We start from the raw sequence: 12,603 nt of genomic DNA on the forward strand, positions 1-12,603 counted from the left end.
CGGTGACAAGGCGACCCATGACGTACCCCGCTGCCCCGGACGCTGCCCTGGGCTTGGAAGGAATCCCGCACACCGGTGAGGGGATGACCGCTGACGGTCACCTCATCGAACCTCAATCCGAGGACTTCGACCACGCCCGATCGGCGCCCGCCGATCAGAACTGGTACAAGACCGCGGTCTTCTACGAGGTCCTGGTGCGGGCCTTCAACGACTCCGACGGCAACGGCACCGGCGACCTGCGCGGGCTCGCCGACAAGCTCGACTACCTGCAATGGCTCGGCGTGGACTGCCTGTGGCTGCCGCCGTTCTACGCCTCCCCGCTGCGCGACGGCGGCTACGACATCAGCGACTTCCGCGCGATCCTGCCCGAGTTCGGCACCGTCGAGGACTTCGTCTACCTGCTCGACCAGGCCCACAAGCGCGGCATCCGGGTGGTCACCGACCTGGTGCTCAACCACACCTCTGACGCGCACCCGTGGTTCCAGGAGTCCCGCAGCAACCCCGATGGCCCCTACGGCGACTTCTACGTCTGGAGCGACACCGACGAGCAGTACTCCGACGCGCGGATCATCTTCGTCGACACCGAGACGTCGAACTGGACGTTCGACCCGGTGCGCGGGCAGTTCTACTGGCACCGGTTCTTCTCCCACCAGCCGGACATGAACTTCGAGAACCCCGAGGTCCAGGAGGCGATGCTGGACGTGCTGCGGTTCTGGCTCGACCTGGGCATCGACGGCTTCCGGCTCGACGCGGTGCCGTACCTGTTCGAGGAGGAGGGCACCAACTGCGAGAACCTGCCGCGCACCCATGAGTTCCTCAAGCGCTGCCGCAAGGTCGTCGACGACGAGTTCCCCGGCCGGGTGCTGCTGGCCGAGGCCAACCAGTGGCCCGCCGACGTGGTGGAGTACTTCGGCGACGCCACCGTCGGCGGCGACGAGTGCCACATGGCCTTCCACTTCCCGCTGATGCCGCGCATCTTCATGGCGGTGCGCCGGGAGTCGCGGTTCCCGATCTCGGAGATCCTGGCCCAGACCCCGTCGATCCCCTCCGGCGCCCAGTGGGGGATCTTCCTGCGCAACCACGACGAGCTGACCCTGGAGATGGTCACCGACGAGGAACGCGACTACATGTACGCGGAGTACGCCAAGGACCCGCGGATGAAGGCCAACATCGGCATCCGGCGGCGGCTGGCCCCGCTGCTGGACAACGACCGCAACCAGCAGGAGCTGTTCACCGCGCTGCTGCTGAGCCTGCCCGGCTCCCCGGTGCTCTACTACGGCGACGAGATCGGCATGGGCGACAACATCTGGCTGGGCGACCGCGACGCGGTGCGCACCCCGATGCAGTGGTCGCCCGACCGCAACGCGGGCTTCTCCCGCACCGACCCCGGGCGGCTCTACCTGCCGGTGATCATGGACCCGATCTACGGGTACCAGGCGATCAACGTCGAGTCGCAGATGAACAACACCTCCTCGCTGCTGCACTGGACCCGGCGGATGCTGCAGGTGCGCACCCAGCACACCGCCTTCGGCCTGGGCGACTTCGCCGAGCTGGGCTCGTCCAACCCCAGCGTGCTGGCCTACCTGCGCCGCCACGGCGACGACGTGATCCTCTGCGTGAACAACCTCTCCCGCTTCCCCCAGCCGGTGGAGCTGCACCTGGACCAGTACAACGGCCGCGTGCCGATGGAGCTGACCGGCGGCGTGCGCTTCCCGGCGATCGGCGAGCTGCCGTACCTGCTCACGCTGCCGGGCCACGGCTTCTACTGGTTCCAGATCAGCACCGCGACCGAGGAGGGTGAACCCGTATGACCGCCCGCCCGCGGGACACCGTCGCCGCGCTGGCCGACGACCTGGCCGAGTGGCTGCCCGCGCAGCGCTGGTACGCGGCGAAGGGGTCGCGGCCGGACTCGGTCGGCGTGGTCGAGGCGGCGCGGCTGCACGAGGGCGACCCCGCCCTGCTCCAGGCCATCGTCAAGGTCAACGGCGACGAGCCGTACCAGCTGCTCATCGGCCTGCGCTCGGAGCTGCCCGAGCACCTCGCGCACTCGGTGATCGGGCGCGTCGGCGGGGCCTACGCCTACGAGGCCACCCAGGACGCCGAGCTGATGTCGGTGCTGCTGGAGCTGATGGCGGCGGGCGCCGACACCGAGGGCATCCACTGGCGGCCCGAGCCGGGTCTGGAGCTGGTCACCGGGCTGCGCGCGCGGCCGGTCGGGGTGGAGCAGTCCAACACCTCGGTGATCTTCGGCTACCACTACATCCTCAAGCTGTTCCGCAGGCCGTCGCCCGGTCCCAACCGCGACGTCGACCTGCACCGGGCGCTGTTCCGCGCGGGCAGCGCCCAGGTGGCCGAGCCGGTCGCCGTGGTCCACTCCGAGGACCTGGTCCTGGGGTTCGCCCAGCGCTACCTCGCCGACGCGGCGGAGGGCTGGGCAGCGGCCACCGCCAGCGTCCGCGACCTGCTCGCCGAGGGCGACCTGTTCGCCGCCGAGGTGGGCGGGGACTTCGCGGGCGAGGCCGGGCGGCTGGGCGAGGCGCTGGCCAAGGTGCACGTGGACCTGGCCAGGATGCTCGGCACCGAGCGCATGGCGGCGTCCGCGGTCGGCGACGCCGTGGCCGAGCTGCACGGCAGGCTCGACGCCGCCCTGGCCAGGGTGCCCGAGCTGGCCGAGCACGAGGCGATGGTCCGCGCGTCCTTCGACGCGCTGCGCGGGCTCGGCGGCGTCGACGTCCAGCAGGTCCACGGCGACCTGCACCTGGGACAGACGCTGCGCACCACCACGGGCTGGGTGCTCATCGACTTCGAGGGCGAGCCCGACGCCAGCCCGGCCGAGCGGGTCCGCACCCGGTCCCCGCTGCGGGACGTGGCGGGCATGCTCCGCTCGTTCGACTACGCGGCGCTGCACCTGCTCGCGGGCGCCGAGCCCGACCGCCAGCAGCTCACCAGGGCACTGGAGTGGGCCGACCGCAACCGCGACGCCTTCTGCGCGGGGTACGCCGAGGTCGCGGGCGACCCGAGGGAGCAGGCCGTGCTGCTGCGGGCGCTGGAGCTGGACAAGGCCGTCTACGAGGTGGTGTACGAGGCGGGCCACCGGCCCGACTGGCTCGACATCCCGCTCGCGGCGCTGCGCAGGGTCGGATGATGGCGCGGCCCCCGGTCGCCCCGCGCGGTAGCGGGCTCGGCGAAGTGGGTGACGAAGAGTATCGAGGTCGCCCGAACGTGGATAGCCTGATCGTTCAGGCCCGTGACCGGGTGACACTTCCGACGGGATCGAGGTAAATCGCATGCGGATCTCGGATGTGCTGCGAAGCAAGGGGTCAACCGTGGCCACGGTCGACCCGGGACTGACCGTGGCGGGGCTGCTCGCCGAGCTCGCCAGGCACAACGTCGGCGCGCTGGTCGTCGTCGACGGGGATACGGTGGTGGGGATCGTGTCCGAGCGCGATGTCGTGCGCGGGCTGGCCGAACGCGGGGGCGGGCTGCTCGACGTCTCCGTCGCCGAGATCATGACCGCCGACGTGTACACCTGCGAGCCGGGGGACACCATTGATGCGCTGGCGAGTGCGATGACCGAACGCCGCATCCGGCACACGCCGGTGCTCTCCGACGGCGAGCTGGTCGGCATCGTCAGCATCGGCGATGTGGTCAAGAGCCGCATCAGCCAGTTGGAGAGCGACCGAGACCAGTTGACTTCCTATATCTCCCAAGGGTGACACCTCTTGTCTGACGACTTCGCCCGGCTGCTCGCCGGCGCCCACCACGACCCGCACTCGCTGCTGGGGGTCCAGTCGCTGCCCGCGCAGCCCGGCCGGGCCGCCGTCCGCGCGCTGCGCCCGCACGCCAAGTCGGTGGCGGTGCTGGTCGGGCGAAGTCGTCACGACATGACCGAGATCGCCGACGGCCTCTTCGAGGTCGTGATCTCGGAGGTGCCCACCGAGTACGTCTTCGAGGCCGACTACGGCACCGGTGACGTGGTGCTGGTCGAGGACCCGTACCGCTGGCTGCCGACCCTGGGCGAGCTGGACCTGCACCTGTTCGGCGAGGGCAGGCACGAGCGCCTGTGGGACGTCCTCGGCGCGCACGTGCGGGCCTACGACACCGCGTCGGGCCGGGTCGAGGGCACCTCGTTCGCGGTCTGGGCGCCCACCGCCCGCGGCGTGCGGGTGTGCGGGGACTTCGACGGCTGGGACGGCCGCGGGTACCCCATGCGCTCGCTGGGGTCCTCCGGGGTGTGGGAGCTGTTCGTGCCCGGGGTGACGCCCGGCAGCCGGTACAAGTTCCGCATCCACGCCGCCGACGGCTCCTGGCACGAGAAGGCCGACCCGATGGCCTTCGCCACCGAGCACCCGCCCGCGACCGCGTCGGTGGTGTCCACATCGGAGCACGTGTGGAACGACGCGGAGTGGGTGGCCAAGCGCGAGGCCACCGACTGGAGCGCCGCCCCGGTCAGCGTCTACGAGGTGCACCTGGGCTCGTGGCGACCGGGGCTGAACTACCGGGAGCTGGCTGACCAGCTGGCCGCCTACGTCGAGGAGCACAACTTCACCCACGTGGAGCTGCTGCCCATCGCCGAGCACCCCTTCGGCGGGTCCTGGGGCTACCAGGTCACCTCGTACTACGCCCCGACCTCGCGCTTCGGCTCACCGGATGACTTCCGCCACTTCGTCGACGTGCTGCACCAGCGCGGCATCGGCGTCCTGGTGGACTGGGTCCCCGCCCACTTCCCCCGCGACAGCTGGGCCCTGGCCCGCTTCGACGGCACCCCCCTGTACGAGCACGGCGACCCGCGCCGGGGCGAGCACCCGGACTGGGGCACGCTGGTGTTCGACTTCGGGCGGACCGAGGTGCGCAACTTCCTCGTCGCCAACGCCCTGTTCTGGTTCTCCGAGTACCACATCGACGGCCTCCGCGTCGACGCCGTGGCCTCGATGCTGTACCTGGACTACTCCCGCAACGAGGGCGAGTGGCTGCCCAACATCCACGGCGGCCGCGAGAACCTGGACGCGGTCCGCTTCCTGCAGGAGCTGAACGCGACCGTCTACAAGCACCACCCCGGCATCATGATGATCGCCGAGGAGTCGACGGCCTGGCCCGGGGTGACCCGCCCGACCCACCTCGGCGGTCTGGGGTTCGGGTTCAAGTGGAACATGGGCTGGATGCACGACACCCTGCGGTACGTGGGTCACGCCCCCGTGCACCGGGCCTATCACCACAATGAACTGACGTTCTCGCTGATGTACGCGTGGAGCGAGAATTACCTGCTGCCGCTGTCCCACGACGAGGTCGTCCACGGCAAGGGCTCCCTGTGGTCCCGGATGCCGGGCGACGAATGGAACAAGGCGGCCGGACTGCGGACGCTGCTGGCCTATATGTGGGCCCACCCCGGCAAGCAACTGCTGTTCATGGGCGGGGAGTTCGGCCAGGTCGGGGAGTGGTCGGAGAGCAAGTCGCTGGATTGGCCGCTGGCCGAGGAGGAACTCCACGGCGGCGTGCAGAAACTGGTCCGGGACCTGAACGCGGTGTACCGCGAGACCCCCGCGCTGTTCGCCAAGGACGTCGACCCGGAGGGTTTCTCCTGGATCGACGCCAATGACTGGGGAAACAACGTGGTGACGTTCCTGCGCTCCGGTGGCGATTCCCTGTTGGCGTGCGTGGCGAACTTCGCCGGAATTCCGTATTACGACTACCGGGTCGGCCTGCCGGTGGCGGGCCGGTGGCGGGAAGTCCTGAACACCGACTCCCCGACCTACGGCGGCTCAGGCGTCGGCAACCTGGGCGCGGTCACCGCCGACAACACCCCATGGCACGGCCGCCCCGCGTCGGCCTTGGTCACCGTCCCCCCGAGCGGCGTCGTCTGGCTGGTGCTCGACGGCGAGTAGGCGGCCCGTCCCGCGCGGACTCCGCCAACCCTCCGGTCCCGTCCAGGTTCATCAGGCACACTGGGGACGTGCGAGGGCGTGTGCGGAGGGCCGGTCCGGTCCGGCTGGTGGTGGCTGTGCTGCTGGCCGGGACGGTCGTGGCGTGTACCACCGCGGTGCCGGGGGAGCCGGTGTCGCAGGGGCGGGTGATCTCGCGGGCGGAGCCCGGCGGGGTCGATCCGGAGGCCTTCGTGCAGAACACCGACGGCGGGGAGATCGACCGGCTCGCCGCCACCGTCGTCGAGGACCTGCGGGAGTACTGGGGGATGCGGTTCCCCGAGACCTTCGGCAAGGAGTTCACCGACCTCAACGGCGGCTACTACTCGGTGGACTCCGCCGACGCGACCGCGCCCGAGCCGCCGTGCACCGACTCGCCCATGGATGTCGAGGGCAACGCCTTCTACTGCCCGACGGCCGACGTCATCGCCTGGGACCGGGCGGCGCTGCTGCCGGTGCTCAAGGACCGGTTCGGGGAGGCGGCGGTGATGCTGGTGCTGGCCCACGAGATGGGCCACGCCGTGCAGAACCGCACCGGGGCCGGGCTCACGGAGCGGCGGGCCGACCCGGAGAAGTTCCCGACCATCCTCATCGAGGCGATGGCCGACTGCTACGCGGGCGGGTTCATCCGGTGGGTGGTCGACGGGGAGGCCGAGCGGCTGGAGTTCAGCCGCGACCAGCTCGACTCCGCGCTGGAGGCGATGATCAGCTTCCGCGACCCGGTCGGCACCGAGGCCGACGACCGGGGGGCGCACGGGGACGCCTTCGACCGGGTCTCGGCGTTCCTCGACGGGTACGAGTCCGGGGCGAAGCTGTGCTCGGAGATGACGGTCGACAACCGCGTCTTCACCCTCTCCGGGTTCATCGACGCGGGCGACGCCGCGCGCGGGGGCAACCTGGACTTCGAGCAGATCGTGGAATCGATCACCCCGGGGCTCAACACCTACTTCGCCACGGTCGCCGGGGACCGGTGGCGGGAGCCGCAGGTGCGCCAGACCCAGGAGCAGCCCAGCTGCACCCCGCAGGCGCAGGGGCCCGCGGCCTTCTGCCCCGACGGCGGGGTCGTGGAGCTGGACGTGGCCCGCGAGCTGCCCGGCATCCACGACAAGATCGGCGACTACGCCACCGGCACGATCCTGGCGAGCCGCTACGCCCTGGCCGCGCTGGCCGCCACCGGGAAGCCGGTCGCCGGACCCGAGGCCCAGCGCGGCGCGGTGTGCCTGACCGGGGCGTTCACCGGGTCGCTGTTCGAGCAGGAGCTGCGGTTCCTCTCGGCCGGGGACATGGACGAGGCCGTGCAGGTGCTGCTCCACTACGACTACGTGTCCCGCGACGTCGAGGGCGAGGCGATCGGGTCCGCGTTCGACCGGGTGACGGTTTTCCGCCACGGGTTCACCGAGGGCGCGCAGGGCTGCTGATCTCCACACCCGGCGCGGGTCGGGCAAGTAGGGTGCTCGCACATCGGTCGATGCGGCATCGGGGTGCGGGGATGACGGTGAGCGGGTACAGGGTCGCGGTGGCGGTCGCGCTGGCGATCGCGGTGATCGGCGGCTGCGGTCGCGGCATCCCCGGCGAGCCGAGGGCGGCGGGCGCGATCGACGTCGGCACGGCCGCGGGCCTGCCGATCGACAACAACGCCCCCACCGGCCCGCGCGAGGGCGTGGCCGACGCGGACCTGGCGGTGGAGAACGCCGACAACGGCGAGATGGACCGCCTGGCCGTCAACGCCCTGTCCGACATCTACGACTACTGGACCGAGCGCATGCCCGCCGACTTCGGCGGGCAGAAGTTCGAGCCGGTGGCCCGCCTGGCCTCCTACGACTCCGGCGGCAAGGCGATCACCCTGTGCGGCACGAGCACCGCGGGCCTGGTCAACGCCTTCTACTGCGGCGCGGACGACAGCGTCGCCTGGGACCGGGGCAAGTTGCTGCCGATGCTGGACAAGCAGTTCGGCCCGATGTCGGTGGTCGCGGTCCTGGCCCACGAGATGGGCCACGCCGTGCAGTTCCGGCTGGGGGAGAAGTCCAACATCAACCAGGCGACGCCGACGATCGTCAAGGAGCAGCAGGCCGACTGCTACGCGGGCGGCTTCTTCCGCTACCTCGCCGAGGACAAGGCCAAGCACTTCACGATCAACACCGGCAGCGGCCTCAACCAGGCGCTCGCCACGATGTTCTTCATCCGCGACCCAGCGGGCCTCTCGGCCAAGGAGAAGGGCGCGCACGGGCTGGCCTTCGACCGGGTGTTCGCCTTCCAGGCCGGGTTCGCCGAGGGCCCGAAGCGCTGCGCGCGGATGGACGTCGCCGAGATCGAGGGCCGCATCGCCGAGCAGGAGCGGGTGGTCAGCGACGAGGGTGTCGGCGGGCAGGTCGACATCGGTGACAAGCGCATCCTCGAGCTGTTGAAGGAGAGCCTGGCCAGCGCGTTCGAGGGCACCGAGGTGCCGCTGCCCGAGATCAGGCAGGACGGCGCCGAGTGCGGTGGCGGCGGCGGGACCCCGCCGGTGAGCTACTGCGCGGAGGACAACACGGTGGCGGTGGACATGTCCGCGCTGGAGAAGATCGCGACCCCGCCCAAGCGCGGGCAGGAGCCGGGGGTGGACGGCAACGGCATCGGCGACTTCGCCGCGTTCGCCGAGATCGCCTCCCGGTACTCGCTGGCGGTGCAGAAGGGCGTCGGGGCGCCGCTGGAGGGCGCGATCGCGGGCCTGCGCACGGCGTGCCTGACCGGGGCGTGGGCGGCGTTCACCGTCGACAAGATCCCGGGCGACGGCGACGAGCAGCTGCACCTGGCGATCGGCGACCTCGACGAGGCCGTGGCCGAGCTGCTGCAGGACACCAGCCTGATCGCCGCCGACGTCAACGGCAGGCAGGTCCCGTCGGGCTTCGCCCGGGTGGAGGCGTTCCGGATCGGGTACTTCGAGGGGGACGCGGGCTGTGCCCGCGCCTTCTCCGGGTGAGCCGTAGGGTTGGCGGCGTGTTCGTCAAGGTGTGCGGGCTGCGGACCGCGAACGACGTCGCCGCGGCGGTGGGGTCCGGGGCCGACGCGATCGGCTTCGTCTTCGCCGAGAGCCCGCGCCGGATCGAGGCGGCGCTCGCCAGGGCGCTGGCCGAGGAGATCCCCGACGAGGTGCTGACCGTCGGGGTCTTCAAGGACGTCGAGCCCTCGGCCGCGGTGGAGCTGGCCGCCGAGTCGGGCGTACGGGCCGTGCAGCTGCACGGGGAGTACCCGCGGGAGGCGTTCACCCGCTTCGCGGGCCTGCGCCTGATCCGCGCCACCGCGCTGACCCCGGACACCGACGTCGCCGTCGGCGCCTACGGCGAGGACATGCTCCTGCTGGACTCCCCGGTCGCTGGCTCCGGCGAGCGCTGGGACCTCGCCGACCTCCGCCCGCCCTCGGGCGACTGGCTGCTCGCGGGCGGCCTCACCCCGGACAACGTCGCCACCGCCATCGCCGAGGCCCGCCCCTGGGGCGTGGACGTCTCCAGCGGCGTGGAGTCCAGCCGCGGCGTCAAGGACCCGGCGCTGATCCGGGCCTTCGTCGCCGCTGCCAAGGCGGCCCGGGTCTAACACGGCCTGGGCCCGGGTTAGACCGCGCGGGGGGCGCGGAGCAGGTGCAGCGTGTGCGGGGGCAGGCGCAGGACCGTGCCCGGCGCGTGGGGCGTGGTGTGCTTGGGCGCGCCGGTCGGGGTGGTGCTGTCCAGTTCCGGGACGAAGCGGTGGGCGTAGCGCTCGGCGGGGAGGGTGAACCTCGCCGTCTCCGGGCCCGCGTGGAGCAGCAGCAGCCAGGAGTCGTCGGCGACCAGCTCCCCCTCGCGGTCGCGGGAGAGGCACTCCGAGCCGTCGATCCACATGCCCAGGGTGCGCCTGCCCTCGTCGAACCAGTCCTCGTCGGTCATGGGGGTGCCGTCGGGGCGGAACCAGATCAGGTCGGGCTCGCCGGAGCGGGTCGGGCGGCCGTCGAAGAACTCCGGCTGGCGCAGGGCGGGGGACTGGGCGCGCAGGGCCGTCAGCCGCCGGGTGAACGCCAGCATGGCCTCCGGGCGCTCGCCGTGGCTCCAGTCCACCCACGAGGTCTGGTTGTCCAGGCAGTACGGGTTGTTGTTGCCGTGCTGGGTGCGCCAGCGCTCGTCCCCGGCGACCAGCATCGGGGTGCCGGTGGACAGCAGCAGCGTGCCCAGCAGGTTCCTGGCCTGGCGGTCGCGCAGGGCCAGCACCGCGGGGTCCTGCGTCTCGCCCTCGGCGCCGCAGTTCCAGGAGCGGTTGTCGTTGGTGCCGTCGGCGTTGTGCTCGCCGTTCTCGTGGTTGTGCTTGTGGTCGTAGGAGACCAGGTCCCGCACGGTGAACCCGTCGTGCGCGGTGACGAAGTTGACCGACGTCCACGGCCTGCGCCCGCTCATCCCGTACAGGTCAGAAGACCCCGAGAGCCGGTACCCGAGGTCGCGCACCCCGGTCGCGCCGCGCCAGAAGTCGCGCACGCCGTCGCGGAAGCGCCCGTTCCACTCCGCCCACTGCACCCCGAACCCGCCGACCCGGTAGCCCTCGCCGGTGGCGTCCCACGGCTCGGCGATCAGCTTGCGCCGCGACAGCAGGGGATCGGTGGTGATCGCGGTCAGCAGCGCGGCGTTCGGGTCGAAGGGCCCGCCGCGCGGCCTGCCCAGCGCGGAGGCCAGGTCCAGGCGGAACCCGTCGACGCCCAGCTCCCCCGCGAAGTACCGCAGCGAGTCCAGCACGAGGCGCACGACCGTCGGCGAGCCCGGGTCCAGGGTGTTGCCGCAGCCGGTCAGGTCGATGTCGCGGCCCTGGTCGTCGAGCAGGTAGTACGCGGGCGCGTCCAGCCCCCGGTAGGACAGGGTCGGGCCCGCCACCCCGCCCTCGCTGGTGTGGTTGAAGACCACGTCGAGGATCACCTCGATGCCCGCCGCGTGCAGGGCGGCCACCATCGTGCGGAACTCCTCGACCTCGTGGCCCGGCCTGCTGGCGTACCCGGCGTGCGGGGCCAGGAAGCCCAGCGTCGAGTAGCCCCAGTAGTTGTGCCGCCCCGAGCGCAGCAGCAGCGGCTCGTCGGAGTGGGCGTGCACCGGCAGCAGCTCCACCGCCGTCACCCCGAGCCGCTGCAGGTACTCCACCACCGCCGGGTGCGCCAGCCCCAGGTACGTCCCGCGCAGGTTCTTCGGCACGTCCGGGTGCAGCTTGGTGAAGCCGCGCACGTGCAGCTCGTAGATCACCGTCTCCTCGAACGGCACGTCCGGCAGCCGCCCGATGTCCGACCCGCCCGGCGAGGTGACCACCGACAGCGGCACCGACCCCAGCGAGTCCATCCGCGAGCGCGACCCGGTCATCGCCTCGCCCCGGTAGCCGCGGGTGACGCCCAGGTCCCGGACCGTCCCGGCGATGCGCCGCGCGTAGGGGTCGACCAGGATCTTCGCCGGGTTGCAGCGCAGCCCGCGCGCGGGCTCGTAGGGCCCGTGCACGCGGTAGCCGTAGCGCTGGCCCGGGGTGATGCCCGCGATGACGCCGTGCCAGATCCCGAACGTGCGCTCGGTCAGCTCGACGCGGTGCTCGACCGGCCCGTCCTCGCCCTCGCCGATGAGGCACACCTCCACCGCGTCGGCGACGGAGGAGTACACCGAGAAGCGCACGCCCCCCGCCTCGGGGTGGGCCCCGAGCGGGAACGGGTGTCCTGGCAGCAGGCGCGAGTCCGAATAAGCCACACCCCCATCCTGGCCCACCGGACCGACTTGATCGACCCACCGCGATGTGATCCATCCAGTGCCGGTGGCGGCTGCCGGTCGGCGGCAGGCGAGAATGGCCCCCGTGACCGCGCAGACTGATCCTGACACCGGTACCGACGACCTCGTGGTGCACATGGCCGACGTGGGTGTCCGCCGCGGGAGCACCCACCTGCTGGCGGGCGTGGACTGGCAGGTCGAGGTGGACGAGCGGTGGGTGGTGCTCGGCGCGAACGGCGCGGGCAAGACCACCCTGCTGCGCCTGGCGGGCGCCGAGCTGCACCCCACGACCGGCACCGTGAAGGTCCTCGGCGAGCAGCTGGGCAAGGTCGACGTCTTCGAGCTGCGGACCCGGCTGGGCTTCTGCTCGGCCGCGCTGGCCGGGCGGGTGCCCGCCGAGGAGCGGGTGCTCGACGTCGTGGTCAGCGCCGGGTACGCGGTGCTGGGCCGCTGGCGCGAGGAGTACGACCGGCTCGACACCGGCCGGGCGGAGGAGCTGCTCAAGGCCCTGGGCATCGCGCACCTGGCCGGGCGCACGTTCGGCACGCTGTCCGAGGGCGAGCGCAAGCGCGCGCTGATCGCCCGCGCGCTGATGACCGACCCGGAGCTGCTGCTGCTCGACGAGCCCGCCGCGGGCCTGGACCTCGGCGGGCGCGAGGACCTGGTGGCCCGGCTGGCCGACCTGGCCGCCGACCCGGACGCGCCGACGTCGATCCTGGTCACCCACCACGTCGAGGAGATCCCCCCGGGGTTCACCCACCTGATGCTGCTCTCCGGCGGCGGGGCGGTCGCCCAGGGGCTGATCGACGACGTCCTGACCAGCGAGAGCCTGTCCGCCGCCTTCGGTCAGCAGTTGGAGCTGACCCGGGCGGACGACCGGTTCTTCGCCCGCAGGCGGTAGGCGGCTACTGGCAGGTAGCCTTCGCGGAGCAACCGAGCAGGGAGGACAGCGC

At 71.8% G+C, this 12,603-nt stretch carries 9 protein-coding genes; 8 read left to right on the forward strand and 1 reads right to left on the reverse strand.

All coding sequences use genetic code 11. The features are described from left to right. The first annotated feature begins 17 nt into the window (after positions 1 to 17). From treS to ACTG9Q_RS06660, 7 genes are all read left to right on the forward strand, one after another. Positions 18 to 1,811 carry a maltose alpha-D-glucosyltransferase gene (gene treS, locus ACTG9Q_RS06630; protein WP_455571719.1) on the forward strand — a complete coding sequence of 598 codons (1,794 nt, stop codon included), beginning with the start codon at positions 18 to 20 and terminating at the stop codon, positions 1,809 to 1,811. Further along, positions 1,808 to 3,145, forward strand: coding sequence for a maltokinase N-terminal cap-like domain-containing protein (locus tag ACTG9Q_RS06635; protein WP_455571720.1), 1,338 nt, complete (start codon positions 1,808 to 1,810; stop codon positions 3,143 to 3,145). Before treS ends, ACTG9Q_RS06635 begins: the two co-directional genes overlap by 4 nt. A 142-nt stretch (positions 3,146 to 3,287) precedes the next feature. Beyond that, a complete protein-coding gene (locus ACTG9Q_RS06640) occupies positions 3,288 to 3,716 on the forward strand; it encodes a CBS domain-containing protein (RefSeq protein ID WP_455571721.1) in 429 nt (142 codons plus the stop codon). 6 nt (positions 3,717 to 3,722) lie between these two features. Continuing rightward, on the forward strand, positions 3,723 to 5,882 hold the full coding sequence (gene glgB / locus ACTG9Q_RS06645; protein ID WP_455571722.1) for a 1,4-alpha-glucan branching protein GlgB: 2,160 nt from the start codon (positions 3,723 to 3,725) through the stop codon (positions 5,880 to 5,882). 68 nt (positions 5,883 to 5,950) lie between these two features. Continuing rightward, positions 5,951 to 7,336 carry a neutral zinc metallopeptidase gene (locus ACTG9Q_RS06650; protein WP_455571723.1) on the forward strand — a complete coding sequence of 462 codons (1,386 nt, stop codon included), beginning with the start codon at positions 5,951 to 5,953 and terminating at the stop codon, positions 7,334 to 7,336. Positions 7,337 to 7,407: 71 nt separating this feature from the next. After that, positions 7,408 to 8,877: a neutral zinc metallopeptidase gene (locus ACTG9Q_RS06655; RefSeq protein ID WP_455571724.1), complete on the forward strand. Its 1,470-nt coding sequence runs from the start codon at positions 7,408 to 7,410 to the stop codon at positions 8,875 to 8,877. A 17-nt stretch (positions 8,878 to 8,894) separates the two neighbouring features. Beyond that, entirely contained in the window at positions 8,895 to 9,488 is a 594-nt protein-coding gene (locus tag ACTG9Q_RS06660; RefSeq protein WP_455571725.1) for a phosphoribosylanthranilate isomerase, read from the forward strand. 17 nt (positions 9,489 to 9,505) lie between these two features. Here ACTG9Q_RS06660 and glgX read toward each other — a convergent pair whose 3' ends face one another. Continuing rightward, complete coding sequence (gene glgX, locus ACTG9Q_RS06665) at positions 9,506 to 11,632, reverse strand: glycogen debranching protein GlgX (RefSeq protein WP_455571726.1); 2,127 nt, start codon at positions 11,630 to 11,632, stop codon at positions 9,506 to 9,508. 94 nt (positions 11,633 to 11,726) lie between these two features. Here glgX and ACTG9Q_RS06670 point away from each other — a divergent pair, with 94 nt between their 5' ends. Continuing rightward, complete coding sequence (locus ACTG9Q_RS06670; RefSeq protein WP_455571727.1) at positions 11,727 to 12,551, forward strand: ABC transporter ATP-binding protein; 825 nt, start codon at positions 11,727 to 11,729, stop codon at positions 12,549 to 12,551. The last annotated feature ends 52 nt before the right edge of the window (positions 12,552 to 12,603 follow it).

It is taken from the genome of Actinokineospora lacus (assembly GCF_053813445.1).

Excerpts from the sequence above, each read along its gene's own strand:
- treS (WP_455571719.1), top strand. The coding sequence starts at position 18 with ATGACGTACCCCGCTGCCCCGGACGCTGCCCTGGGCTTGGAAGGAATC.
- ACTG9Q_RS06640 (WP_455571721.1), top strand. The coding sequence starts at position 3,288 with ATGCGGATCTCGGATGTGCTGCGAAGCAAGGGGTCAACCGTGGCCACG.
- ACTG9Q_RS06635 (WP_455571720.1), top strand. The coding sequence starts at position 1,808 with ATGACCGCCCGCCCGCGGGACACCGTCGCCGCGCTGGCCGACGACCTG.
- ACTG9Q_RS06670 (WP_455571727.1), top strand. The coding sequence starts at position 11,727 with ATGGCCCCCGTGACCGCGCAGACTGATCCTGACACCGGTACCGACGAC.
- ACTG9Q_RS06655 (WP_455571724.1), top strand. The coding sequence starts at position 7,408 with ATGACGGTGAGCGGGTACAGGGTCGCGGTGGCGGTCGCGCTGGCGATC.